Annotated in this window: 22 protein-coding genes; 4 read left to right on the forward strand and 18 right to left on the reverse strand. The window is 72.2% G+C overall.

The window, feature by feature from the left end; translation table 11 throughout:
- Positions 1 to 10: 10 nt before the first annotated feature.
- The 12 genes from EV374_RS03385 to EV374_RS03440 form a co-directional block, all read right to left on the reverse strand.
- Positions 11 to 691, reverse strand: coding sequence for a DUF4272 domain-containing protein (locus tag EV374_RS03385; RefSeq protein ID WP_132231450.1), 681 nt, complete (start codon positions 689 to 691; stop codon positions 11 to 13).
- Positions 692 to 800: 109 nt separating this feature from the next.
- Positions 801 to 2081: a thymidine phosphorylase gene (locus tag EV374_RS03390; protein ID WP_132231452.1), complete on the reverse strand. Its 1281-nt coding sequence runs from the start codon at positions 2079 to 2081 to the stop codon at positions 801 to 803.
- Between the two features lie 135 nt (positions 2082 to 2216).
- Positions 2217 to 2984 carry a cytidine deaminase gene (locus EV374_RS03395; RefSeq protein WP_132231454.1) on the reverse strand — a complete coding sequence of 256 codons (768 nt, stop codon included), beginning with the start codon at positions 2982 to 2984 and terminating at the stop codon, positions 2217 to 2219.
- Positions 2985 to 3588: 604 nt separating this feature from the next.
- Positions 3589 to 4869, reverse strand: coding sequence for an ABC transporter permease (locus tag EV374_RS03400; RefSeq protein WP_132231456.1), 1281 nt, complete (start codon positions 4867 to 4869; stop codon positions 3589 to 3591).
- A 3-nt stretch (positions 4870 to 4872) separates the two neighbouring features.
- Complete coding sequence (locus EV374_RS03405) at positions 4873 to 6234, reverse strand: ABC transporter permease (protein WP_132231458.1); 1362 nt, start codon at positions 6232 to 6234, stop codon at positions 4873 to 4875.
- Positions 6231 to 7862 (reverse strand): ABC transporter ATP-binding protein, encoded by a 1632-nt coding sequence (locus tag EV374_RS03410; RefSeq protein WP_132231460.1) that lies wholly within the window; start codon positions 7860 to 7862, stop codon positions 6231 to 6233. The genes EV374_RS03405 and EV374_RS03410 overlap by 4 nt, the downstream gene beginning before the upstream one ends.
- 172 nt (positions 7863 to 8034) lie before the next feature.
- Complete coding sequence (locus EV374_RS03415; RefSeq protein ID WP_132231462.1) at positions 8035 to 9099, reverse strand: BMP family ABC transporter substrate-binding protein; 1065 nt, start codon at positions 9097 to 9099, stop codon at positions 8035 to 8037.
- A gap of 277 nt (positions 9100 to 9376) precedes the next feature.
- Positions 9377 to 9718, reverse strand: coding sequence for a hypothetical protein (locus EV374_RS03420; protein WP_132231464.1), 342 nt, complete (start codon positions 9716 to 9718; stop codon positions 9377 to 9379).
- 52 nt (positions 9719 to 9770) lie between these two features.
- Positions 9771 to 11582, reverse strand: a complete 1812-nt coding sequence (locus tag EV374_RS03425) for a glycoside hydrolase family 13 protein (RefSeq protein WP_132231466.1) — start codon at positions 11580 to 11582, stop codon at positions 9771 to 9773.
- A gap of 143 nt (positions 11583 to 11725) precedes the next feature.
- Positions 11726 to 12622, reverse strand: a complete 897-nt coding sequence (locus EV374_RS03430; protein WP_132231468.1) for a sugar ABC transporter permease — start codon at positions 12620 to 12622, stop codon at positions 11726 to 11728.
- A complete protein-coding gene (locus EV374_RS03435; protein ID WP_132231470.1) occupies positions 12619 to 14259 on the reverse strand; it encodes an ABC transporter permease subunit in 1641 nt (546 codons plus the stop codon). Before EV374_RS03435 ends, EV374_RS03430 begins: the two co-directional genes overlap by 4 nt.
- Positions 14259 to 15512: a sugar ABC transporter substrate-binding protein gene (locus EV374_RS03440; protein ID WP_132231472.1), complete on the reverse strand. Its 1254-nt coding sequence runs from the start codon at positions 15510 to 15512 to the stop codon at positions 14259 to 14261. Before EV374_RS03440 ends, EV374_RS03435 begins: the two co-directional genes overlap by 1 nt.
- A 200-nt stretch (positions 15513 to 15712) precedes the next feature.
- Here EV374_RS03440 and EV374_RS03445 point away from each other — a divergent pair, with 200 nt between their 5' ends.
- Positions 15713 to 16801 carry a LacI family DNA-binding transcriptional regulator gene (locus tag EV374_RS03445; protein WP_132231474.1) on the forward strand — a complete coding sequence of 363 codons (1089 nt, stop codon included), beginning with the start codon at positions 15713 to 15715 and terminating at the stop codon, positions 16799 to 16801.
- Positions 16802 to 17004: 203 nt separating this feature from the next.
- Positions 17005 to 18639 (forward strand): glycoside hydrolase family 13 protein, encoded by a 1635-nt coding sequence (locus EV374_RS03450; RefSeq protein WP_132231476.1) that lies wholly within the window; start codon positions 17005 to 17007, stop codon positions 18637 to 18639.
- Positions 18640 to 18797: 158 nt separating this feature from the next.
- Here EV374_RS03450 and EV374_RS03455 read toward each other — a convergent pair whose 3' ends face one another.
- From EV374_RS03455 to EV374_RS03480, 6 genes are all read right to left on the reverse strand, one after another.
- On the reverse strand, positions 18798 to 19238 hold the full coding sequence (locus EV374_RS03455; RefSeq protein ID WP_132231478.1) for a hypothetical protein: 441 nt from the start codon (positions 19236 to 19238) through the stop codon (positions 18798 to 18800).
- A gap of 85 nt (positions 19239 to 19323) precedes the next feature.
- A complete protein-coding gene (locus tag EV374_RS03460; protein ID WP_486485551.1) occupies positions 19324 to 19692 on the reverse strand; it encodes a GntR family transcriptional regulator in 369 nt (122 codons plus the stop codon).
- A gap of 14 nt (positions 19693 to 19706) precedes the next feature.
- Entirely contained in the window at positions 19707 to 20630 is a 924-nt protein-coding gene (locus EV374_RS03465) for a YhjD/YihY/BrkB family envelope integrity protein (protein ID WP_132231482.1), read from the reverse strand.
- A 134-nt stretch (positions 20631 to 20764) separates the two neighbouring features.
- On the reverse strand, positions 20765 to 21322 hold the full coding sequence (locus tag EV374_RS03470) for a 2'-5' RNA ligase family protein (RefSeq protein ID WP_132231484.1): 558 nt from the start codon (positions 21320 to 21322) through the stop codon (positions 20765 to 20767).
- Positions 21323 to 21368: 46 nt separating this feature from the next.
- The gene (gene trpS, locus EV374_RS03475) at positions 21369 to 22394 is read right to left on the reverse strand and encodes a tryptophan--tRNA ligase (RefSeq protein ID WP_132231486.1); all 1026 of its coding nucleotides are present in this window, start codon (positions 22392 to 22394) and stop codon (positions 21369 to 21371) included.
- Between the two features lie 33 nt (positions 22395 to 22427).
- The gene (locus EV374_RS03480; protein ID WP_132231488.1) at positions 22428 to 23453 is read right to left on the reverse strand and encodes a hemolysin family protein; all 1026 of its coding nucleotides are present in this window, start codon (positions 23451 to 23453) and stop codon (positions 22428 to 22430) included.
- A gap of 175 nt (positions 23454 to 23628) precedes the next feature.
- On the opposite strand from EV374_RS03480, the gene galE reads away from it, so the two are divergent.
- Together galE and galK are read left to right on the forward strand one after the other, a co-directional pair.
- Positions 23629 to 24612 carry a UDP-glucose 4-epimerase GalE gene (gene galE / locus EV374_RS03485; RefSeq protein WP_132231490.1) on the forward strand — a complete coding sequence of 328 codons (984 nt, stop codon included), beginning with the start codon at positions 23629 to 23631 and terminating at the stop codon, positions 24610 to 24612.
- On the forward strand, positions 24609 to 25769 hold the full coding sequence (gene galK, locus EV374_RS03490) for a galactokinase (RefSeq protein WP_132231492.1): 1161 nt from the start codon (positions 24609 to 24611) through the stop codon (positions 25767 to 25769). Before galE ends, galK begins: the two co-directional genes overlap by 4 nt.
- Positions 25770 to 25853: the final 84 nt, after the last annotated feature.

The following is a 25853-nucleotide window of genomic DNA, read 5'->3' on the forward strand; positions in this document are numbered from 1 at the left end:
AAGGGCCGCGTCAGGTGGAGAGGTCGACCTCTTCCCAGCCTGGGGGCTCGTCGTGGTACGGCCCGCGCAGCATCACCGCCCACTCCAGGGCCCACCGGCGCTGGCCGATGGCGTTCGCGTCCACCAGCCCCGGCGGCGTACGCCCGGCCCGTTCCGTCTCCAGGTAGGCCCAGTCCAGGCAGTAGTGCAGGTCCAGCAGGGCGGCCGCGTCGGCGGGGTGCTGCGGGGCGGTGAGGATCCGGGCCCGCCAGTGGCCGAAGGTCTCCCCGTCGTGGATGTGCGGCATCCGCTCCACCAGCCGCTCGTCGACCGGCAGCGTCGGGTCGAGCTGCTTGGTCAGGCCGAGCACCCAGGCCAGCGCGAAGAGCGCGTCGTGGTGCAGCACGAACGACCGGTGGTCGCCCTTGCCTCCGGTCACGAACTGGAACTCCGGCGGCGTGACCATCTCGACCAGGTGCGAGGCGAGCAGCCAGCTCATCGCCGACTGCGGCGGCATCCCGAAGCAGCGGGCGAGGATCAGGTGCAGCACCGCGATGCGGGCCTCGATCTCCACGGTGGGGCGGAGCTCGATCTGGTCGCCGGGCTCCCACACGAGCGGGAACTGGGCGGGCGGCAGCGGGAGGCCCAGCCGGGACAGCTCGTCCAGGCTCGCCTCACGCACCTCCCGTGGATCGGGGGCAGGTACGGTCACGGCGAAAATTCCTGTCTGCTCGCGACGACTCGGCGCCGGTTGTCCCCCTGGCCAGGGAGGATAGCGGTCCGAGCGGGCCGACACCATGCCGCCCCGGGGACCGCCGCGCTCAGCCGATCCGCTCGATGACCAGCGGCGTCGCGGCGGGCGCGGTCGGCGCGATCCGTACCGCCCGCGCGGCGTCGTCCCGGGCCGCCGGGATCCGGGCGGCGTCCTCCGCCCGCAGTTCGAAGAGGACGTCGCCTGCCCGCACCGGGTCGCCCGGACGCCGGTGCAGCACGACCCCCGCCGGCACGCTGACCGGGTCCTCCTTGCGGGCCCGCCCGGCGCCGAGCCGCCAGGCCGCCACCCCCATGTCGTACGCGTCGATCGCCGAGACGAAGCCGTCCGCGTCCGCGCGGACCACCTCGACCTCGTTCGCGGTCGGCATCGGGGCGTCCGGGTCGCCGCCCTGGGCGCGGATCATCGCCCGCCAGGAGTCCATCGCCCGACCGTCGCGCAGAGCCGCGGCCGGGTCGACGTCCGGCAGCCCGGCCGCGTCGAGCATCTCGCGGGCCAGCGCCAGGGTCAGCTCGACCACGTCGGCGGGACCGCCCCCGGCGAGCACCTCGACGGACTCGGTCACCTCGACGGCGTTGCCGATGGCCAGGCCCAGCGGGGTGGACATGTCGGTGAGCAGGGCGACGGTCCGTACGCCGTGCGCGCCGCCCAGCTCGACCATCGTCCGGGCCAGCTCGCGGGCCTGCTCGACGGACTTCATGAACGCGCCGGAGCCGACCTTCACGTCGAGCACCAGCGCGCCGGTGCCCTCCGCGATCTTCTTGCTCATGATCGAGCTGGCGATCAGCGGGATGGCCTCGACGGTCCCGGTCACGTCGCGCAGCGCGTACAGCTTGCGGTCGGCGGGCGCGAGCCCCGCGCCGGCCGCGCAGATCACCGCGCCGATGTCCCGGAGCTGGGCGGTGAACTCGTCGTTGCCCAGCGCCGCCCGCCAGCGCGGGATCGATTCCAGCTTGTCCAGCGTCCCGCCGGTGTGCCCGAGGCCCCGGCCGCTGAGCTGCGGCACGGCGGCGCCGCACGCGGCGACCAGCGGGGTGAGCGGCAGGGTGATCTTGTCACCGACGCCGCCGGTCGAGTGCTTGTCGACGGTCGGCCGGTCGACGGCGGAGAGGTCGAGCCGCTCCCCGCTGGCGATCATCGCGGCGGTCCACCGGGCGATCTCCGGCCCGGTCATGCCGCGCAGCAGGATCGCCATGGCCAGTGCCGACATCTGCTCGTCGGCGACCACCCCCCGGGTGTACGCGTCCACCACCCAGTCGATCTGCGCGTCGGAGAGCACCCCCCCGTCCCGCTTGACCCGAATGACGTCAACCGCCGTAAAAGCACTCATCACAAAAGATCTTCCTAGTCGTATGCAGATACCGGCACGCGGACCGCGACCACCGAGGGATCGGGCCGACCGTGGCCGGCGGAGGGATCAAGCCTGACCGCCCGGAGCCGGGCACGGTCGGCCGGATCCCCAAGCTCAGCCACCCCAGCGGGCAGGGATCTCCATCGGCGGCTCACCCTCGCCGGCCCAGAAGATCGACCCCGAGGCGTCCACGACCACCACCCGGGGCGTACGGGCGAGGCCCCAGGTGATCGCCTCCGCCGGCTCGTCCCAGCTCGGGCCCTCTTCCAGCACGCCGGTCTCGGCGCCGTCATCGTCGCCCGCGGACCGCTCCCAGTAGGCGGTCCAGACCTGCTGGCCGGCGGAGAGGTCGGGGTGCACGAAGACCGTGCCGCGCCCGCGCCAGGCGGCCAGCCGCTCCGGCACCACGGGCACCGGGACCTCCCCCGTCACGGCCTCCAGGTCGGTCACGTCGAAGGCGTGCGGCAGCAGCTCGGCCATCCGCAGCGGGCCGCCCCTCGCCTCGATGAGGCACTCCGGGCCGCCCTGCTCCCAGAGCAGCTGGCGGCACCGGCCGCACGGCATCAGCGGCTCGCCGGTGGCGTCGACGCAGGACAGGGCCACGATCCGGCCGCCGCCGGTGGCGTGCAGCGAGGAGACCACCCCGCACTCGGCGCAGAGGACCACGCCGTACGCGGCGTTCTCCACGTTGCAGCCGACCACCACCCGGCCGTCATCGACCAGCGCGGCCGCCCCGACCGGGAACTTCGAGTACGGCACGTACGCGTGCCGCATCACCTCGGTGGCGGCGGCCCGCAGCCGCTCCCAGTCGATGTTCACCACGCAATTCTCACGCACCGGGGATAACGAGTGGTCAGCGGGTGCCGCAGCAGGCGTCCTCACGTGACCGAGGGAACAGGATCCGCGCCGAAGCGGCGGTTGCCCCGCCGGCGTCTTGCGCGACGCGGACGGGGCAACCTCTCAGCAGCGGGGCTTGGCGAACATCAGCCGACCGGGACGACACCCCCGGCCGGGCCCTGTTCGGCCTTCACCTGGGCCGGGCTCCCATTGATCCACGTGCTGCGGTTGACCGTGGAGTTCTCACCACCGCCGATGAACTTCCACGGTCCATACGCCCAGTTGCAGCTTCCGGAACTTGAACAGAAATATGCCGCCACACGGAACGTACCGGTTGTCGGCTGCGTGCTAGAGCAGTAGGCGTAGCCGGTGTGCCGGTCGCTGGAGGCCCAGGCACTGCAACTGACCGCAGCCTTGGCTGGTGCCGCGTCGACCGCCACGATCCCACTTGCGAGGGCAGCCACCGTGAAAAAAGCTGCCGCCATCCCGCGTCCCCGAATTGAAGATCTCACCAGCCGCACTCCATCTCACCAGAAAGGACAGGTCGTCGACGTTGATCTATGCGCGCCGATGCAACCTATCAAGTCCGTCACGGAGGAGCAACCAATGATTACTTTCCGTATCCGCAAGCCCGGCTGGCGCTCCCCCGTCAGCCCTTGATGTACGGCTTGCCGTCGGCGGCCGGCGCCCGGACCCGGCCGACGAGCCCGGCCACCGCCAGGATCGTCGCCAGGTAGGGCAGCATGGCCAGGAACTGGTTCGGGATCACGCTGTTGATGGCGCCCAGGTAGGTGGCGAGCTGGTCGGCGAAGCCGAAGAAGAGCGCCGCGAGCAGCGCGCCCGTCGGGCTCCACCGGCCGAAGATCAGCGCGGCCAGGGCGATGAAGCCCTTGCCGCCGATCATGTTCTTGGTGAACGAGTAGAGCGCCAGCGTGTAGGACGCGCCGCCGATGCCGGCGACCACCCCGGCGAGCAGCACGTTGCGGTAGCGCAGCCCGAGCACCTTGACGCCCAGGGTGTCGGCGGCGGTGGGGTGCTCGCCGACCGAGCGGGTGCGCAGGCCCCAGCGGGTGCGGAACAGCGCGATGTGGATGACCAGCACCAGCAGCAGGCCGAGGTAGAGGAAGATGTTGCCCCGGAACAGCGCCGGGCCGAGCAGCGGGATGTCCGACAGCAGCGGGATCTCCCAGTTGCTGAACCGGGGGGCGCTGTTGTACTTCTGCGCGTTGGTCTGCATCAGCCGCTCGTAGAGGAAGCCGGTGACGCCGACCGCGAGCAGGTTGAGCACGATGCCCATGACCACCTGGTCGACCAGGTAGCGGATCGAGAAGACGGCCAGCAGCAGCGAGATGAACGCGCCGCCGATGGCCGCCGCGACCAGGCCGACCCAGACGCTGCCGGAGAGGCTGCCGAAGAGCGCGCCGCTGAAGGCGCCCATCAGCAGCTGCCCCTCGATGGCCACGTTGACCACGCCGGAGCGCTCGCAGAGCACGCCGGCGAGGGCACCGAAGACCAGCGGCAGGGCCAGGATGAAGGTGCCCCGGAGGATGTTGACCAGCGGCATGAAGTTCTGCCCGGCCGGCGCGTCGGAGACCTGCCAGCAGAGGAACGACAGCACGAAGCCGACCAGGCCGACGCCGAGCACGAGGGTGAACCAGCGCTTCGGCAGCCCGGCGAGCATCGCGACGCCGGCGGCGACCGCGACGAGGCCGAAGAGGATCGCGCCGAGGGTGCCGTGGATCTCGAGCGCGGCGCCGGCGGCGTCCTCGCTGAGGGTGAACCGGGCCTGCTCGCCGGTGGCGAGCGCCCCGAACAGCACCGTCGCCAGCAGACCGAGGGCGAGCAGCACGGCGCCGACCTTGCGGGTACGGGTCCAGAAGCCCTGGTCGACGGGGGCGACCGCGACGTCTTCGACAGCCATGGTGGACATGAGTTACCAGCCCTTCGCCAGGCTCGTCTGCAACCGGGCGGCGCGGGCGGCCCGGAGCTGGAAGATCGCCTTCACCAGGGCCGGCGCGGCGATGAAGATGACGATCAGCGCCTGGAGCACGGTGACCAGCTCCAGCGAGATCCCCGAGTAGGACTGCATCCGGTTGCCGCCGGCCTGGAGCGCGCCGAAGAGCAGCGCGGCCAGCGCGACGCCCCACGGCTTCACGCGACCGAGCAGCGCCACCAGGATGCCGTCGAAGCCGATCTGCGCGACCACCAGCGGGGTCAGCGCGCTGGCGGTGGAGCCGAGCACCATGTTGGAGCCGCCGAGGCCGGCCAGGATCCCGGCGAAGACCATGATCAGGACGTACGTCCGGGTGACGCTGATGCCGGCGGTCCGTGCGGCGTCGGGGTTGGCGCCGACGGCGCGCAGCTCGAAGCCGAGCGTGGACCGGTTGAGCAGCCACCACACCGCCCAGGTGGCCAGCACCGCCAGGATGATGCCGGCGTGCACCCGCAGCCCGTCGCCGAGCAGCCGGGGCAGCTGGGCCGAGCCGTCGACCGACTTGCTGATCGCGTCCGTACGGTTCGGGTCCTGGACGCCGTTCTGCACGATGATCCAGGTCAGGAAGTACGTGGCGATGTAGTTGAGCATGATCGTGTTGATCACCTCGTGGGCGCCGGTGCGCGCCTTGAGGATGCCCGGGATGAAGCCCCAGATCGCCCCGCCGAGCGCGCCGGCGAGCACCGCGACGAGCAGGTGCAGGCCGGGCGGCAGCGGCAGCAGGAAGCCCGCCAGCGCGGCCAGGATCACGCCCATGGTGGCCTGGCCCTGGGCGCCGATGTTGAACAGGCCGCCCCGGAAGGCCAGCGCCACCGACAGGCCGGTGAAGACCAGCGGCGCGGTGTAGGTGAGCGTCTCCGAGATCGGGCTCATCACCGCCTGGAAGCCGACCGCGTCCGGGTCGAAGATCGCGCCCTTGAACAGGTTGCCGTACGCCTCGCTGACCAGCGTCCAGCTCGCGTTGAGCGCGTCGGCCGGGCGGGCCGTGATGTAGCTGTAGGTGGCGAGCACCTCGGGGTCGGACACGATCATCAGGATCGCGCCGACGACCATCGCCAGCACCAGCGACAGCAGGGTCACCGTGAAGGTGTTCGCCGCCCAGAGGTTGTCCAGGAACAGCCGGCCCAGCGAGGGCTTCGCCTCCGGGGCCGGGCCCTTCGGGGAGGTGGCCGTACCGGCGCGCTCGGTGTTGCCGAGCGCGGTCTGCGCGGCCTGCGCCTCGGTCGCCGGCTCCTTGTCCGGGGAGCCCGACGGGGGGTTCGGGGAGCCCGGGGAGCCCGACCCGGGGTTCGGGTTCGTCATGCCTCGTCCTTGCTACCAGGGCCCTCGGCGGCGGGGGCCGCCGCACCGCCGTCGGCCGGGGTCGTGCCGGTCGCGGCGGCGGGCGCCGCGTCGGGGGTGATGCCGGCCATCAGCAGGCCGATCTCCTCGCGGGGGGTGTCCGGGCCGACGATGCCGATGATCCGGCCGCGGTACATGACCGCGATCCGGTCGGCCAGGCCGATCACCTCGTCGAGCTCGCTGGAGACCACCATGACGGCGGTGCCGACGTCCCGTTCCCGGATGACCTGGCTGTGGATGAACTCGATCGACCCGACGTCGACGCCGCGGGTCGGCTGGGCGGCGATGAAGAGCTTCAGCGGCCGGGACAGCTCCCGGGCCACGATCACCTTCTGCTGGTTGCCGCCGGAGAGGGTGCCGACGGGGGCGTCGGCCGAGGAGGTGCGCACGTCGAACTGCGCGATCCGCTCCTTCGCCGACCTGGCGATGGCGTCCGGCTTGAGCGCCAGGCCCCTGCCGAAGGGCGGCCGGTCGTAGATGTCGAGCACCAGGTTCTCCGCGACGGAGAACTCCTTGACGACGCCGTCGACGCTGCGGTCCTCCGGCACGTAGCCGACGCCGGCGCGCAGCACCTTCTTGGTCGACCAGCCGTTGACCCGCTGCCCGTCGAGGGTGACCGTGCCGGCGAGCGTCGGGCGCAGCCCCATGATCGCCTCGATCAGCTCGGTCTGGCCGTTGCCCTGTACGCCCGCGATCCCGAGCACCTCGCCCGCGCGTACGGTCAGGTCGACCCCGTCGACCGCCCGGATCTGCCGGTCGTCGTCGACGACCAGGCCGGAGACCTCCAGGACCGGCTTGCCGGGGGCGGCGGTCTCCTTGTCCACGGTGAGCCGGACGCTGCGGCCGACCATCAGCGCGGCCAGCTCGTCGCGGCTCGCCTCGGGGGAGGCGGTGCCGACGGTCTTCCCCCGCCGGATCACGGTGATCCGGTCGGCGATGGCCTTGACCTCGCCGAGCTTGTGGGTGATGAAGACGATCGACTTGCCGGCGGCCTTGAGCGACCGCATCACGGTGAGCAGTTCCTCGGTCTCCTGCGGCGTGAGCACCGCCGTCGGCTCGTCGAGGATGAGCAGGTCGACGTCGCGGGTGAGCGCCTTGACGATCTCCACCCGCTGCTGGATGCCGACCGGCAGGTCCTCGATCACCGCGTCCGGGTCGACCCGCAGGTTGTACCGCTCGGAGACCTCGGCGACCTCGCGCCGGGCCCGCCGCCGGTCCAGGAAGCCGGCGATACCGCCCCGGATCTGCTCGGCGCCGAGCATGATGTTCTCGGTGACGGTGAAGACGGGCACCAGCATGAAGTGCTGGTGCACCATGCCGATCCCGGCACCGATCGCGTCGGACGGCCCCCGCAGCTTCAGCGGCGCACCGTCGACCAGGATCTCGCCCTCGTCGGGCTGGTAGAGCCCGTAGAGCACGTTCATCAGGGTCGACTTGCCGGCGCCGTTCTCGCCGAGCAGGGCGTGGATCTCTCCAGGCTCCACCGTCAGGTCGATGTGATCGTTGGCGACCAGATCACCGAACCGCTTGGTGATGCCGCGCAGTTCGAGTCTCAGCGCAACCTCCTGGAGTGCGAAGCGATGGTGCAGCGTAGCTGCCGGTGGACCGCTCGCGGCGCGGGGCCGTCGTCGGTGGAGCGGATCGGCCGCCCCGGCGCCGTGGGGTGGATTCCCCCACGACGCCGGGGCGGCCGGATCGTCGTGCTGTACCGCCCGCCGGCCTACCGGGGTGATCGTCTCACCACGGGCGGCCGGCGGAGCCTCACTTCGGCTGGGCCGCGGAGGTGACGGTGACGGTGCCGGCGGCGATGTCCGCCTTCAGCTTGTCGATCTCGGCCTTCAGCTCGGCCGGGACCTTGCTGTCGAACTCGTGGTACGGGGCGAGCCCGACGCCGTTGTTGGACAGGTTGCCGAGGTAGCCCGGGGTGGCCGACAGCTTCTCGCCGCCGGCGGCCTTGACGACGGCCTCCTTGACGGCGTCCGGGATGTTCTTCTCGACGGTGGTGACGATCGCCGCGCAGTCCTGGGTGCTCTCGCAGCCGTCGACGTCCACCCAGATGGTGCTGTACTTGCCGCCCGACGCCTTGGCCGCGCCGGTGGTGCCAAGGCCGGCGCCGCCGGCGACCGGCATGACGATGTCGGCGCCCTGGGCGACCAGCGCGTCGCTGACCTTCTTGCCCTCGTCCTGCTTCTCGAAGGAGTTGGTGAAGGAGCCCTTCTGGGTGGCCTTGTCCCAGCCGACGACCTTGACGCTCTTGCTCTTGGTCTTGTTGTAGTGCGCGACGCCGTCGGCGTAGCCGTCCATGAAGATGGTGACCGGCGGGATCGGCAGGCCGCCGTAGGTGCCCACCGTGCCGCTCTTGCTCATGCCGGCGGCCAGGTAACCGGCGAGGAAGCCGGCCTGGGCGGTGTCGAACTGCATCGGGTAGACGTTGGTCTCCGGGACCTTCGCGTCGACGATGCCGAACTGCTGGTTCGGGTTCGCCTTGGCGATCTTGGAGGTGGCGTCACCCATCAGGCCGCCGACGGCCAGGATGAAGTCGCACTTCTGGTTGACGTACTGGGTCAGGTTGACCTCGTAGTCCGCCTGAGCCTTCGACGCGACGTACTTGATGTCGATCTTGTCGTTGGCCTTCTTGGCCTCCTCCAGGCCCTTCCAGGCGGAGGTGTTGAACGACTTGTCGTCGATGCCGCCGACGTCGGTCACCATGCAGGCGCTGTACTTCTTGTCGCCACTGCCGGCGTTGTTGTTCTCTTCGGGAGCCTCGCCACACGCGGCGGCACTCAGCACGAGCCCACCCATCGCGAAGACGGAGGCAATCCGCATCCCACGCACAGAGCGCAAGACGTCTCCTTCCCATTGCACACCGCGTCCTGCACGGTGGCAGCCCTTTGAGCCGGCCTGCGCTGCGCCGCCGGCGTCCCACGTTACGGACGGGAGCGTACGCCCGCGCCCACCCACCGGCCGACAATCGTGCACGACTGTTGAGCGCCTGTTACCCCTACGTAACCCTTAGGTGGGGCAGATCACTCTCAGTGCTGGTAGGTGCGCGGCGGGGCGTCGCGGAACGTCCGGTTCTGCGCGTCGTCCCCTGCCGGTGACGTTACCGCCAGAAGACGGCCACCGCCGCGTTGACCAGGGTCAACCCGACGATTGCCAGGAAGTGCCCACGGTTGACCACGTCGCGCTTCCGGGAAAAGAAGACCATGACGAAGATCAGTATGGCGAGCACCAACTTGGTAACAAGTTTCGCGGGGGCCGGCTCGTCGCCGTCACGCAGCGGCGCCGAGAGGCCGATCCCGGTCGCCAGCATGATCACGGACCCCCAGAGCATGGCCGGGTTGATCCGCAGCTTCCCGCTGATGTACTGGACGATCGCGCCGCCGAGCAGCAGGGCGAAACCGATCAAATGGACGTAGCGAAGTATCAGTCTCAGAGCTTCCACGCCCATCATCCTCCCCCATCAACGACGGATTGTAGTAGCCGGGCGGTAGGGGTCAGGGCAGCCGCCATGCCTGGAAGGTGGGGCCGTCCGCCGGGAGGGTGACCGCGCCGTCGGCGTCGGGGCGCAGGGCGGGGGCGCCGCCGTACAGGTTCTCGGCCGGACCCAGCCCGGTCAGGCGCAGCGGCTCGCCCGCGGCGCGGCGGGCCAGCACCAGCACCGTGCCGGTCGGGGCCTCACGCAGGAAGACCAGGGCGTCCGCGTCGGCGCGCAGCCAGCGCAGGCCGCCGTGGCGCAGCGCGGGCTCCGCGCGGCGCAGCGCGACCAGGGCACGGTACGCGGCGAACGTCGCGGCGTCCCAGCTCTCCGGCCGGTGCCACGGCATCGGCGTACGCGAGCCCTCGCCGTTGCTGCCGGTCAGGCCCAGCTCGTCGCCCGCGAAGATCATCGGAGTGCCGGGCATCGTGGCGAGCAGGCCGGCGGCCACCTCCTGCCGCGCGGCGTCGCCGACCACGGTGCGGATCCGGGCGGAGTCGTGCGACCCGAGCAGCTGCCACGAGTGGGTGTACGACCGCCAGGAGACCAGCGAGCGGTAGGCGTCCATGGTGGCGAGCACCGCGTCCGCGTCCCGGCGCACCACCCCGCCCGGCGTGCCGAGGAAGTTCGGTACGGGCTGGTCGCCGTGCCGCAGCCAGGACCAGACCGGGTCGGTGAAGCCGACGTAGTTCATCGTGCCGTGCCAGCCGTCGCGGTCGAGGTCGCCGGTGTGGTCGTGGCCGTGCTCGGCCATCAGCAGGGCGTCGGCCCGGGTCCGGGCGACCACCTCGCGCAGCAGCGCCGCCACCTCGTGCGTGTACGCGTCCGCGCCCCGCCGCCCGGTCATGTTCGCCACGTCCACCCGCCAGCCGTCCAGCCCGTACGGGGGGCGCAGCCAGCGGCGCAGCAGGGAGTCGTCGGCGGTGGCGAAGCGCCTGCGCAGTTCGGCGCTGCCCCAGTTCAGCTTCGGCAGCGACGTGACCCCGTTCCAGGACTCGTAGTCCCCGGTCACCTCGTCGAAGTAGTACAGCTCCCGCTCGGGCGCGGAGGAGTCGGAGGCGGCCCTGGTGAACCACTCGTGCGCGTCGCCGGTGTGGTTGCTGGTGATGTCGCCGAGCAGCCGCCAGCCCCGGGCGCGTACGGCGTCGGCGAGGCGGGCCAGGGCGGCGTCCCCGCCGAGCAGCGGGTCGACGGTGTCGAAGCTGGCCGCGTCGTAGCGGTGGTTGGAGCGGGCCGGGAAGACCGGGGTCAGGTAGACGGTGTTCACGCCGAGGCGGTCCAGGTGGTCCAGCCGCTCGGCGACGCCGTCCAGGTCCCCGCCGTAGAACTGCCGGGGCGTCTCGGGCCCGCGCCCGATAACCGGGGTGTCCCAGTCGCACGGGATCGCCCAGTCCGGCACCTCGCGGCCCTCGGCGGCGGCGGAGCGGGCGAACCGGTCCGGGAAGATCTGGTAGATCACCGCGTCGCGGGCCCAGGCGGGCGGCGGGGCGTGGGTGACCAGCTTGAAGTCGCCGTTGTCGGGCACGTCGTGGCCCACCACGCCGGCGGCGTTCAGCCAGCGGCTGCCGCGGCTGCCGGTGAGCATGAACCGGTAGTTGCTGACCGGGTTGCGGGCCTCGACGGGCACCCGCCACCAGACGTCGGCGCCGTCGGTGCGGTCGACGACCGCCTCGGTGAACCGGGGCTCACCGTCGCCGGTGGTGCGCACGTGCACCTGCCGGACGTCGGCGCCGGCCGGCACCCGGACGAAGACGTCGACGACGTCGCCGAGGGCGGGCTCCTGCTCGGGGACGTACAGGGCGGAGCCGTCGTGGTGCGGCAACAGGGACATGGTGGCGCCTTTCGCGTCGGTCGGACGGGGAGAGAAATGGGTCTCCCGCCGCGGCCGGTTTCCCGACCGCGGCGGTCGATCCGTGACTGCTCCGGTGTACGTCGGACGCCGACGCCCTTGCCGCAGCGGTGAGCCGAGGAGGCTCAGCCTTTGACCGCCCCGGCCGTGAGGCCGTTGACGATGTAGCGCTGGAGGAGTTGGAACACCAGCACCGTCGGGATGGCGGTGAGCAGGGTGCCCGCCGCGAAGATCCCGAAGTTGTTGTTGCGTTCGCCGGCCACCAGCCCGAACATGCCGACCGCGAGGGTCTTCGAGTTGGTGTTCGTGAGGAACACGTTGGCGATCACGAACTCGTTGATCGAACCGATGAAGGCGAGCAGGCCGGTCACCGCCAGGATCGGCGCCACCAGCGGCAGCATGATCCGGAAGAAGACCTGGGCGTGCGAGGCGCCGTCCATGGTGGCGGACTCGTCCAGCTCCTTCGGCAGCGTGTCGAAGAAGCCCTTCATCAGCCAGGTGTTCGCGCCGAGGGCGGCACCCATGTAGAGCAGGAAGAGACCCCACGGGGTGTTGAAGCCGATCACCGGCCACAGTTCGGTGACCTTCGTGAAGATCAGGAAGATCGCCACGATCGCCAGGAACTGCGGGAACATCTGGATCAGCAGCAGGGAGAGCAGCCCGACGCGGCGGCCGGCGAAGCGCATCCGGGAGAAGGCGTACGCCGCCAGCGCCGACAGGAAGATCGACGCGAAGCTGGCCACCCCCGCCAGGAGCAGCGAGTTGAGGAACCAGCGACCGAAGGCGGTCCGCTCGAAGAGGTTGGTGAAGTTCTCCAGCGAGGCACCGGTCGGCACCAGCTCCGTGGAGGAGAGCGTGCCGAGCGGGTTGAGCGCCGCCGAGACGACGAACAGGATCGGGAAGAGGCTGAACGCCACCGCCAGGATGCCGACCAGGTGCCGCCATCCCACCTGCGCGAACCAGCGGTTGCGCCGTCCGGTCGCGTTGCGGTTGGCGACGGGCGCTTCGGTGCGGGTGCTCACGAGTACACCTCCTCCTGCTTGCGGGTCCGGGAGAAGCTGATCGCCGACACCGTCGCCACGATCGCGAAGATGAAGATCGAGACAGCGGCGGCCAGTCCGTACTCGGCGCCCTGGGCGCCGAAGGCCAGCCGGTAGGTGTAGGTGATCAGCAGGTCGGTGGCGCCGGCCGTCGGGTTGTCCGCCGGGAACGGTCCGCCCTCGGTGACGAACTGGATCGCGTTGAAGTTGTTGAAGTTGTACGCGAAGGACGCGATCAGCAGCGGCGAGATCGCCACCAGCAGCAGCGGCATGGTCACCGCACGGAACGACTGGAACGGCGACGCCCCGTCGACCGAGGTGGCCTCGGTCAGCTCACGTGGGATGGCCTGCAACGCGCCGGTCGTCACCAGGAACATGTACGGGTAGCCGAGCCAGAGCTGCACCAGCAGCACCGCGAGCCGGGCCGACCAGGTCTCGCCGAACCAGTCCACTCCCAGCCCGAACAGGTTGTTGATCAGGCCGAAGTCGGTGTTGAACATGTCCCGCCAGACCAGCAGCATCGCGAACGACGGCATGGCGTAGGGCAGGATCAGCAGCACCCGGTAGAAGTTCGTACCCCGCATCCGGGGCGAGTGCAGCGCCAGCGCGATACCCATGCCGAGCAGGAACGTGAAGCCGGTGGAACCGAGCGCGAAGGCGAAGTTCCAGATCAGCGTGCTGAAGAACGGGCCGGAGATGGCCGGGTCGGTGAGCACGTCGGCGAAGTTGCGCAGCCCGACGTTGACCTGCCAGCCCTGGGCCAGCGTCTCGCCGTCCGCCGCGACGAAGGAGCCGACCTTGCCGTCGGCGGTCCAGGTCTTACCGGTCTCGCTGTCGCGGATGCAGTCGCAGCCCGCGTCGTACGCCCGGACCGCCTTGCCCTCGTAGGCGCGCGACAGGCCGGACGAGCGCAGCGCGCCCCCGGAGGTCGGCACCACCAGGTCGGTGATGTCCTTGCTCCGCTTGCTGGCCTCGCCGAAGTTGAGGATCTGGTAGCCGTCGGCGGCGGTGACCTTGCCGCCCGGCGCGACGGTGACGCTGCCGGCGTCGAGCGGACGCAGGCCCTCGGTGTCGCCGACGGAGACGGTGTTCGTCTGCGGGTCGGTGACCAGGAAGACCAGCGCGCCGGTGGCCGGGTCGCCCTTCGTGGCGACGGTCAGCGGGTACTGGACCGAGCCGGGGACCTGCGTCACCGAGCCGCTCTGGATGGCGACGATGGCGTCGTCCTTGCTGCCCCGGTGGCCGTCGCCGAAGTTCGTGAAGGCGGTGCTCGCGGTGTAGAGCACCGGGATGATCTGGAACGCCACCAGGAAGAGCGTGCCCGGGATCAGGTACTTGACGGGGATGTGCCGGGGCGTCAGGTAGAGGTAGAAGAGGCCGGCGGTGGTCGCCAGCAGGACCGCCAACCCGACCCAGAGTTCGGCCTCGATGAGCGGGAACGCCGCCCAGACCGCGATCCCGGCCACGAGGCCGAGCAGGACCACCTTGACCAGCAGGCCCGTCAGGGTGATCGGCGCGTGGTTCCGCGCGGTACGGGACGTGCGCGGGGACCCGGACCGTACGGGCCCCCGGCCCGAGGGCTGCGTGGCAGCCCCCGGGCCGGACGACGACGTGCTCATTACTTGATCTGGCCGGCGATCGTCTTACCGGCGGCGGTGATCGTCTTGGCCGGGTCGGCGCCGCCGATGATGGCGGCCTCCGCCTTGCCGAACGGGTCCCAGATCGCGGCCATGGCCGGGATCGCCGGGAGCACCTGGCCGTTCTTGCCGGCCTCCTGGAACTTGGCCAGGTCCGGGTCGCTGCCCTTGACCTGGTCGAGTGCGGCGGTCAGCGCCGGGGGACGCGGCTCGGCGTTGTAGAGCGCCAGGGCGAGGTCCGGGGTGGTCACGTGGTTCGCGACGAACTCCTGCGCCAGGGCCTTGTTCTGCCCCTTGGCCGCGACGTAGAAGGACTGGACGCCCACGAACGGCTGGGCCTCCTTGCCGCCGGCGAAGCCGGGGACCGGGGAGATGTCGTACTTGATGTTGGCCTTCTTGGCGTCGGAGATGGCCCACGGTCCGGAGACCAGGAAGGCGCACTTCTTGCCGGTGAAGGTGGCGATGGAGTTCTCGCCGGTGATGGAGCGCTTCAGCGCACCCTCGCCCTTCTCACCCAGCTTGGCGATCTTCTGGAACGCCGCGATCGACTCCGGCTTGCCCACGCCCAGGTCCTTCGGGTCGTAGTCGCCGTTGGCGGCGGTGCCGAAGAGGTAGCCGCCGGCCGAGGTGTAGAGCGGGTAGATGTGGTACGCGTCGCCGTTCTGGCCGGACTGGAGGCAGAGGATCTCGCTGGCCTTCTTCTCGGCCTTGAGCTTCTTGCCGGTGGCGACCAGCTCTTCGATGGTCTTCGGCGCCTCGGGGGCCAGCTCGGTGTTGCGGATCAGCGCCAGGTTCTCCATGGCGTAGGGCACGCCGTAGAGCTGGCCGTTGAACGTGACGGCCTTGACGGCGGTCTCGTTGAAGGCGCTCTTCTGCTCGGCGGCGAGCTGGACCGGGTCGATGGCGCCGTTCTGCACCAGGTTGCCGATCCAGTCGTGCGCGCCGACCACGACGTCCGGGCCGCTGCCCTGCTGGGAGGCGGTGACGAAGTTGGTCTGGAGGTCCTTGGAGACGGCCTGGACCTCGACCGTGACGCCGTTCTCCTTGCCGAACTTCTCGCCGAACGGCTTGAGGGCGGCGGCGCGCTTGTCGTCGGCCCAGATCACCAGCTTGCCGCCGGTGGCGGCCTTGCTGGACTCGTTCGCGGCCGGCTCGTCGTTGCTGTCGCCACCACAGCCGGAGGCGGCGAGCGCCAGGCCGAGGACGGCGACCACACCCGCGGTACGGATGCGCATCGGTACTCCTGTCGTCATGGCGGCCCGCCGGGGGAAGGGCGATCCCGCCAGTGGAAGCTCTGTAAGTTTCTTGCCAACCGGCGCCGGGCGTGCTGCGCCGCTGCTCTCGCGTGTTGCGGGGACGTTAGCAAGAGGTTGCAGAGAATGGAAGGGCTTGCAGGAGTGTACGCAAGAACTTGCCTTTGAGCTAAAGTGCGCCCATGCGCGCTCGACTGTCCGACATCGCCCAACAGGCCGAAGTCAGCGAGGCCACGGTGTCGCGGGTGCTCAACGACCGCCCGGGAGTGGCCCCCGAGACCCGGCAAGCCGTACTGACCGCCCTCGATGTGCTCGGTTACGAGCGCCCGGCCCGGCTGCGCAAGCGCAGCGCCGGCCTCGTGGGTCTGGTCGTCCCCGAACTCGACAACCCGATCTTCCCCGCCTTCGCCCAGGTGATCGAGTCGACCCTGGCGCAGAGCGGCTTCACCCCCGTGCTCTGCACCCAGACGGCCGGCGGGGTCACCGAGGACGAGTACGTCGAGATGCTGCTGGACCGGCAGGTCTCCGGAATAGTCTTCGTCTCCGGCCTGCACGCCGACACCGCCGCCAACCACGACCGCTACCGGGCCCTGATCGCCCGCCCGCTGCCCGTCGTGATGATCAACGGGTACGCGCCCGGCATCCCCGCGCCCTTCGTCTCCTGCGACGACGGCGAGGCCACCGAGCTGGCCGTGGCCCACCTGGTGGCGCTCGGGCACCGCCGCATCGGCCTGATCACCGGCCCGGACCGGTTCGTGCCGGTGCAGCGCCGGGTGGCCGGCTTCCGGGCCGCGATGGGCCGGCTGGTCGGCGTCGACGAGGCCGGCCTCGACGAGCTGGCCGAGCTCTCCCTGTTCGGTGTGGAGGGTGGCGAGGCCGCCGCCGCCCGGCTGCTGGAGCGCGGCGTCACCGGCATCGTCTGCGGCTCCGACCTGATGGCGCTCGGCGCGATCCGGGCCGCCCGGCAGCGCGGCATGTCGGTGCCCGGCGAGTTGTCGGTCGTCGGCTACGACGACTCCCCGCTGATGGCCTTCACCGACCCGCCGCTGACCACGATGCGCCAGCCGGTGGCCGCGATGGCCGTCGCCGCCGTGCGGGCCCTGGTCGACGAGATCAACGGGCACGCCGCCCCGCACTCGGAGTACGTGTTCCGCCCGGAACTGGTGGTGCGCGGCTCCACCGCGGTCGCGCCCACCGACGCCGCACGACCGGCCCCGGGCGGCCCGACCCGGCAGCGCCCGGCCCCGCCCGCGCTCGCCGTCCCGGCCTGACCTCCCCCGCCCGCCGCCCCGACGGCCCGCTTCCGCAAGGGCCGGGCGGTCGAGGGCCGCCGCGCGCCGTGACCCACGCCATTTCTTGCGCAAGGAATGCTTGACTCTTGCAGTCACGGGCGGCATTCTGCTCAGACACCGCACCCGCACCCGCGCCACGCCGGGTGCCGCCGTCCCGCGCCACAGAACGGGGAACGCCACCCATGACCGTCAGCAACCCCACGCCGCTGACCTCCGACGACGACTGGTGGCGCTCCGCGGTCGTCTACCAGGTGTACGTACGCAGCTTCGCCGACTCCAACGGCGACGGCGTCGGCGACCTCCAGGGCATCCGTGAGCGCCTGCCGTACCTGCGCGACCTCGGGGTGGACGCGCTCTGGCTGACCCCCTTCTACACCTCCCCGATGATCGACGGCGGGTACGACGTCGCCGACTACCGCGACGTCGACCCGATGTTCGGCACCCTCACCGACTTCGACAACATGATCACCGACGCGCACGCCCTCGGCCTGCGGATCATCGTCGACCTGGTGCCCAACCACACCTCCAGCGCGCACCCGTGGTTCCGGGCGGCGCTGGCCGCCGGACCGGGCTCCGCCGAGCGCGAGCGCTACCTCTTCGCCGAGGGCAAGGGCGAGAACGGCGAGCTGCCCCCGAACGACTGGGAGAGCATCTTCGGCGGCCCCGCCTGGACGCGCGTCGACGACGGCCAGTGGTACCTGCACCTGTTCGACCCGGCCCAGCCGGACCTGAACTGGCGCCACCCAGAGGTGCGCGCCGAGTTCGAGGGCGTCCTGCGCTTCTGGCTCGACCGGGGCGTGGACGGCTTCCGGATCGACGTGGCGCACGGCATGATCAAGGCCGAGGGGCTACCGGACGTCGGGTTCAACTCGATGACCACCGGTCAGCGCCAGGCGGAACTGCTCGGCAAGGGCCGGCTCCCCTACTTCGACCAGGACGAGGTGCACGACATCTACCGCGCCTGGCGGCCGATCCTGGACAGCTACCCGGGCGGCCGGATGGCGGTCGCCGAGGCGTGGGCCGAGACCCCGCAGCGCCTCGCCCGCTACATCGGCCCGGACGAGCTGCACCAGGCGTTCAGCTTCGACTTCCTCGACGCGACCTGGTCGGCCGACTCGTTCCGCAAGGTCATCGACACCGCGCTCGCCGAGTCGACGATCGTCGGCGCGCCCACCACCTGGGTGCTGTCCAACCACGACAAGCAGCGGCACGTCACCCGCTACGGCGACGGCGCCGAGGGGCTGCGCCGGGCGCGGGCCGCCACCCTGCTGATGCTCGCCCTGCCCGGCTGCGCCTACATCTACCAGGGCGAGGAACTGGGCCTGCCGGAGGTGCTCGACCTGCCGGACGAGCTGCGCCAGGACCCGGCGTTCCTGCGCACCGGCGAGAGCCGCGACGGCTGCCGGGTGCCGATCCCGTGGAGCGGCGAGCTGGCCCCGTACGGCTTCGGGCCGCAGGGCAGCGAGCTGAGCTGGCTGCCGGCCCCGGCGACCTGGCGCGGCCTCTCGGTCGCCGCCCAGGCCGGCGTACCCGGCTCGACGCTGGAGCTCTACCGCACCGCGCTGCGGATCCGCCGGGAACACCCGGCGCTGGCCGCCGACGCGGGCGGAGTCACCTGGTTGGAGGCCGGGCCGGGCGTGCTCGCCTTCAGCCGCGCCGCCGGCGACACCGTGCTGACCTGCGTGGTCAACATCAGCGGTGCGCCGGCCCTGATCGACGGGTACGGCGTGCCGATCGCCGCAAGCGAGCCGCTCACCGGGCAGGGCTCCGGCCATCTGCTCGGAATCGACGCGGCAGCCTGGTTCGAACGGCGCTGAGCGGGTAACCCGTCATCGACCTGGTCGTCCGTCGTGCCCCGCGCCGACGGGCGACTGGGCCATCGACCCCTTGTGGTGGGGGGTGAGGTGGCGCCGGCGTCATCGGAGTCCGCTCCGACGGCGCCGGCGTCCGTCTGGACGCGCCCGCCCGGCTGGGCTCAGACGCCGCCGGTGAGCTTCGCGGCGATGCGCCCGAAGCCGGCCCGCAGCTCGGCCTCGGTGGGCGGGGCCAGCGGCTCCGCCCGGTCGGCCTCCTCGGCCGCCGCCTCCAGTTCCTCGTCGATGGTGTCCTCGAAGTCGCCGTAGAGGTCGGCCTGGTCGAGCTGCGCCGCCTCGTCCTCGGCGGCGACCTGCGCCGCGGCGATCTCGCCGCGGATCTCCTCGGCCGAGACCGCGGGCAGCAGCGGCTCGACCACCGCCATCAACTGCTCCTCGGCGACGATCGACTCGGCCAGCGCGAGGGCGTGCGGCCGCTCGTAGGGGCCGCAGACCACCGGCTCCCACTCGTCGGCGTCGCCGAGCGGGCCGAAGGTGATGATCCACGGCAGGCCGAGCATCGGCGAGTCGTCCGGCAGGTCCAGTGTCACGAGTGCGCCCACGCGCCCATCATGGTCCGTCACGCCCCCGGGACGGGAGGCATTCGCCCCTATTTCCCCGCTGTCGTGGCCGTCGGGACTCCGCGCGTCAGCCCGGCCGGGCCGCGGCCAGCGCCGCGCGGACCAGGGCCAGCGCCGCCGCCGGCGGCACGCCCAGCCGGGCGGCCTCGGCGGCGTAGTCGGCCGCGACCCGCTGCAACCGGTCCGTCGCGTCGTCGCGCCCGGGCGCGACGAAGGTGCCGTGCCGGCCGCGGGTCTCCAGCAGACCGGCCGCCTCCAGCTCCCGGTAGGCCCGCGCCACGGTGTTTACCGCCAGCCCGAGGTCGGCCGCGAACGCTCGGACGGTGGGCAGCCGGGTGCCCACCGCCAGCCGGCCCGTCCCGATCAGCTCCGCGAGCTGCCCGCGCACCTGCTCGTACGGCGGCACCGCCGAGGCCTGGTCGACCGAGATCCGCACGCCCGCTCCCCCGCTCATCCGGCCCCGCCCGGGGTGCCGGGATCCGTCTCCGCGTCCGTCTCGGCCGGCGCCGGGCTCGCCGCCAGGTCCACCACCCGACCGCGCGGGCTGGTCGCGGCCAGCGCCGCGCCGAAGAGCACCAGCTGGTTGAGCAGGTAGAGGTAGAGCAGCAGGCCCACGGCGCCCGCCACGACCGTGTACGCCGGGTTCCGCTCGGTGCGTACCACGTAGAAGCGCCCGACGGTGTTCAGCAGCGTGATGCCGACCGCGACCAGCAGCACCACGGGGCGCAGCCGGGACCGGGTCATCCGCAGCCTCGGCACCGCCACCAGCAGCAGGGTGGCCAGCACCGCGTTGACCAGCACGCTGAGCACCGCGCTGACCGTGGTCAGGCCCACCGAGCCGGTGCTGCGCAGCAGGAAGCGCAGCAGCGACTCCAGGGTGTCCACCGCCGCCACCGAGACGCCGAGCAGCACGAAGATGACCACCAGCACGCCGAGGTCGACCAGGCGGCGGACCACCAGGTTGCCCGGTTGCTGGTTGAGCCCGTACATGAGCCGCTGGGAGGAGCGGATCGCCTCCACCCAGCCGATCCCGGTGAACGCCAGGATGATCAGGCCGACCACCCCGACCGTGCCGCTGCTGTCGGCGATCTGTACGGGGTCGAGGAACGGCAGGTTCTCCCGGAGGAAGTCGGCGGCGGCGGCGCTGACCTCGTCGTTGTCCTCCAGGATGGCCCCGAAGATCGAGTATCCGACCAGCGCCAGCGCGAAGACCGCGAAGAAGCCGTAGTAGGCGATCGCGGCGGCCAGCCGCCCGCCCAGCACGTCGGTGTAGAGCACGCCGGCCCGCCACAGGTGGTCCGCGACGCCCCACCGGCGGCGCGCGGCGCTGATCCTGCTGTCGATGCCCGCCTCGATGCGGCCCAGCACGTTCACGCCGTCATCCTCGCCGATCTCCCGCCCCCGCGCGGGCAACCGGACGCCGCCCCGCACCGGGCGGCGGTCGGCCGGCGCGGGCCGGCGTCGGCGCAGTGGGCGCCGTGTCGCTCGTGGCGCACCCGGGCGACCGCTCAGCCGCCCAGCCGGAAGTCCCGGCGCGGCTGCCACCGGGTCTGCCCGCTGTGCGAGAAGAGGGTGAACGCCTCGACCTCGAACATGGCCGAGAAGTCGGCCAGGTCCTCGTACGCCCTGTCCAGCGCCTCCGGCGCGACGTCCTGCGCGACCGTGACGTGCGGGTGGTACGGGAAGCGCGTCTCGCGGTGCAGCTCCGGGGCGGCGCTGATCGCGGCGGCGAGCAGCTCGCACTCGCTGATCCCAGCGGCCACCGCCACGAAGACGACCTGGGTCACCGGCCGGAACGTGCCGGTGCCCCGCAGGTGCAGGGTGAACGGCAGGTGGGCGGCGGCGACCGCCCCGAGGTGCCGTTCCACCGCCGACAGCGTCGCCACCGGGATCTCGGTCGGCCCGAGCAGGGTCACGTGCGCGGGCACGACCCGAGGGTCGCCGGCCTCGACCCGCCGCCGGGTGAGCATGCCGCCCCACGGCTCCGGGATGTCGACCGCGATGCCGATCTCGATGGTGCCACCGGCGTCCGGCGTCCCGTCCCTGCGATCCACGCTGTGCGTCATCCCTCCGGCCACCGGTCCGTCCGCCCTCACCCGTCGCTCCGGGGCGCTACTCGCCGCGCACCGGCGGGAAGAAGCCCACCCGCTCGTACACGGTGCGCAGCGTCTCGCCGGCGGTCGCGCGGGCCTTCTCCGCGCCGGCGGCGAGCAGCTTGTCCAGCTGCGCCGGGTCGTCGAGGTAGGTCCGGGTGCGCTCCTGGATCGGGCCGACGAACTCCCGCACCACCTCGCCGAGGTCCTTCTTCAGGTCGCCGTAGCCCTTGCCGGCGTACGCGGCGACCAGGTCGTCGACGCTGCGCCCGCTTAGGGCCGAGTAGATGGTCAGCAGGTTGGAGATGCCGGGCTTGGTCTCGGTGTCGAAGACGATCTCCCGCCCCGTGTCCGTGACCGCGGAACGGATCTTCTTGGCCGAGCGGGCCGGGTCCTCCAGCAGGTTGACGATGCCGGCCGGCGACGAGGACGACTTCGACATCTTGGCCGTCGGGTCCTGGAGGTCGGTGATCTTCGCAGTGTCCTTGACGATGTGCGGCGCCGGCACCGTCAGGGTCGGCCCGAACAGCGAGTTGAACCGCTGGGCCAGGTCGCGGGAGAGTTCCAGGTGCTGGCGCTGGTCCTCGCCCACCGGCACGGCGTTGGCCTGGTAGAGCAGGATGTCGGCGGCCTGGAGGACCGGGTAGGTGAACAGGCCCACGCTCGCCCGCTCGCCGCCCTGCTTCTGCGACTTGTCCTTGAACTGCGTCATCCGGCTCGCCTCGCCGAACCCGGTGATGCAGCCCAGCACCCAGGCGAGCTGCGAGTGCTCGGGCACCTGCGACTGCACGAAGAGCGTGCTGCGCTCCGCGTCGAGGCCGACGGCGAAGAGCTGGGCGGCCGCCATCCGGGAACGCTGCTTGAGCGTCTTCGGGTCGTGCCCCGCGGTGATCGCGTGCAGGTCGACCACGCAGTAGTAGGCGTCGTGGGTGTCCTGCAACGCCACCCAGTGCCGCACGGCGCCCAGGTAGTTGCCGAGGTGGAACGAGTCGGCCGTCGGCTGGATGCCGGAGAAGACGCGGGGGCGGGCGGGTACGTCGGACATGGCGGCAATTCTGTCAGCAAGACCCGGTGCGCGTCATGACGGGCCGGCGGGTCGGCTCCGCCCCGTCGGTGTCGGGGCGGCGGCCTCGCGCCGTGGCTCCGGCAGGCGCCCGGCGGTGACCGTGAGCCGGGCCACCCGTCGCCCCTCCAGCGTGAGCACCCGCAGCAGCCATCCGCCGGACGGGTCGTCGGGTGCCGCGCCGCCGTCGCCGGCCGGGCTCCCGGTCACCGGCACCTCGTCGCCGGCGACCGGGAGCCGGCCCAGCGCGGCCATCACGAATCCACCGACCGTCTCGTACGGGCCGGGCGGCAGGCTCACCCCGGTGCGCTCGGCGAAGTCGGCGAGGTTGAGCCGGCCGTCCACCACGGCGGGCAGGCCCGCGTGCACCGGCTCGGGGGCGGTGTCGTACTCGTCGTGGATCTCCCCGATCAGCTCCTCGATCAGGTCCTCCAGGGTGACGATGCCGGCGGTGCCGCCGTACTCGTCGACCACCACGGCGAGGTGGTGGCGTTCCCGGCGCATCTCGCTGAGCGCGGCGAGCACCCGTTTGCTGCCGGGCAGCCGCTTCACCTCCCGGGTCAGCTCGCCGACGGTGGTGCGGGGGTCGAGGTCGGGACGGAGCAGCACGTCGCGCAGGTGCACGAAGCCGACCACGTCGTCGTGGGTGCCGTCGACCACGGGGTAGCGGGTGTGCGTCTCGGCCCGGACCAGCCGCTCCGCCTCGGCGATGGTGTGCCGGGCGGAGAGGAAGACGACCTCGGTGCGCGGCATCATCACCTCGCGGACCAGGCTCGCGCCCGCGACCAGCACCTCGTCGATGATCCGGCGCTCGACCGGGTCGAGCAGGGTGTTGGCGGCGACCAGGTCGCGCAGCTCCGCCTCGCTGATCCGCTCCCGGCCGGCCGCCGGGCTGGCGCCGAGCAGGGCCGTCACCGCCCGGGTGGCGGCGTCGGCGGCGCGCACCACCATCCGGGCGACGGCCCGGGGCAGCGGCCCCGGCTCGCGGCGTGGCCGGCCCCGGGCGCGTCGCCGCGGCCCGGGAGCACCCGCTTCCCGCATGACAGTGATGGTAGACAGCACGGCGCCGGCGGGCTGCCAGTGTTCGGCTCTGTTCGGAGTTGGGGAATCATGGTGGAATGGCAAGGTCGCCGACGGAGGGCGGCCACCGGGCGACCGGCCGTAGGGTGATCACGACACGGGTCGCGACCGGGCGGCCAGGCAGGAGGAGACCGACGTGAAACTGCTCGTCACCGGCGGCGCCGGCTTCATCGGCAGCGTGGTGACCCGGATGCTGCTCGACGCCGGCCACGAGGTGGTGGTGCTCGACGACCTGCGCACCGGCCACCGGGAGGCGCTCGCCCCCGACGCGACGTACGTCGACGCGTCCGTCCACGACGCCGCGCGGGTGCTCACCCCGGGCGCGGGCTTCGACGGGGTGCTGCACTTCGCCGCGCTGATCGCCGCCGGCGAGTCGATGACCAGGCCCGAGCTCTACTGGCACGCCAACACGGTCGGCTCGATCGCCCTGATCGACGCCGTCCGGGCCGCCGGCGTACCCCGCCTGGTCTTCTCCTCCACCGCCGCCGTCTACGGCAACCCCACCGAGCTGCCGATCCCGGAGACCGCCGTCAAGGCCCCCACCAACACGTACGGCGCCACCAAGCTCGCCGTCGACATGGCCCTCACCTCCGAGGCGATCGGGCACGGCCTGGCCGCCGTCTCGCTGCGCTACTTCAACGTGGCCGGCGCGTACCTCGACGGCGACGTCGCGCTCGGCGAGCGGCACGCCCCCGAGACCCACCTGATCCCGATCGCGCTGGAGGTGGCCGCCGGCCGGCGGGAGAAGCTCCAGCTCTTCGGCGACGACTACCCGACCGTCGACGGCACCTGCGTGCGCGACTACATCCACGTCGCCGACCTGGCCCGCGCCCACCTGCTGGCGCTCGGCGCCGCCACCGCCGGCCAGCACCGGATCTACAACCTGGGCAACGGCAACGGCTTCACCAACCGGCAGGTCGTCGACGTGGTCCGCGAGGTCACCGGCCACCCCGTGCCGGTCGAGGTGGCGCCGCGCCGCGAGGGCGACCCCGCCGAGCTGGTCGCGTCGTCCGCGCTGGCCCGCGAGGAGCTGGGCTGGGTGCCGCAGAAGCCGACCCTGCCCGACATCGTCGCCGACGCCTGGGCCTTCTACCGCACGCACGTCGTGGGGCCGCGGTGACCGACGACGTCGCGGCCCGCGCCACCGCCGGCTTCCGTTCGGCGTACGGCGAGCCGCCCGCCGGCCGCTGGGCGGCTCCCGGGCGGGCGAACCTCATCGGCGAGCACACCGACTACAACGACGGCTTCGTGCTCCCCTTCGCCCTGCCGCTGCGCACGGTGGTGGCCGCCGCCCCGCAGCCCGGCGACACCTGGACGGTCTGCTCCGAGCTCACCGGCGAGACGATCGCCTTCGGCGCCGACGAGCTGGCCGGGCCCGGCCGGGTCGACGGCTGGGGCGCGTACGTGGCGGGGGTCGTCTGGGCGCTGCGGGAGGCGGGGCACACGCCGCCCGGCGCGCGCCTGGCGATCGCCTCCGACGTGCCGCTGGGCGCCGGGCTGTCCTCCTCGGCCGCGCTGGAGGCCGCCGTGCTGGCCGCCCTGGTCGACCTGGGCGGGCTGGACCTGCCCGCCGAGCGACGGCCCCGGCTGGCTCAGCGCGCCGAGAACGACTACGTGGGCGCGCCGACCGGGATCATGGACCAGTCGGCGGTGATCCGGTGCCGTGCCGGGCACGCGCTCTTCCTGGACTGCCGGGACGAGTCCGTCGAGCAGGTCCCCTTCGACCTGGACGCCGCCGGCCTCGCCGTGCTGGTCGTCGACAGCCGGGCCCCGCACCGGCACGCCGACGGCGAGTACGCCGCCCGCCGCGGCTCCTGCGAGCGGGCCGCCGGGCTGCTCGGCGTCGCGGCGCTGCGGGACGTCCCGGCCGACGGGCTGGCCGACGCCCTGGCCCGGCTCGACGAGGACGAGACCCGCCGCCGGGTACGGCACGTCGTCACCGAGAACCAGCGGGTGCTCGACACGGTCGCGCTGCTGCGCGCCGGGCGGGTACGCGAGATCGGCCCGCTGCTGACCGCCTCGCACGCCTCGATGCGCGACGACTTCGAGATCACCGTCCCCGAGATCGACACGGCCGTAGAGGCGGCCCTGGGCGCCGGGGCGCTCGGTGCCCGGATGACCGGCGGCGGCTTCGGCGGCTGCGTCCTCGCCCTCGTCGACGCGGAACGGGCCGACGCGGTCGCCGCCGCCGTCACGGCCGCGTACGCCGAGCGGGGCTTCGCCGCGCCCGGCCACGTCACCGTCCTGCCCGGCCCCGGGGCGACCCGGCTGGACTGAGCACCGACGCGGCGGCCGGCCACCGGCCGCCCGGCGGGCAGCGGCGGCTGCCGGCCCGGGGGGCCCTGCGCCGGGCGCAGTCAG

The sequence above is a fragment of the Micromonospora sp. CNZ303 genome, assembly GCF_004345505.1.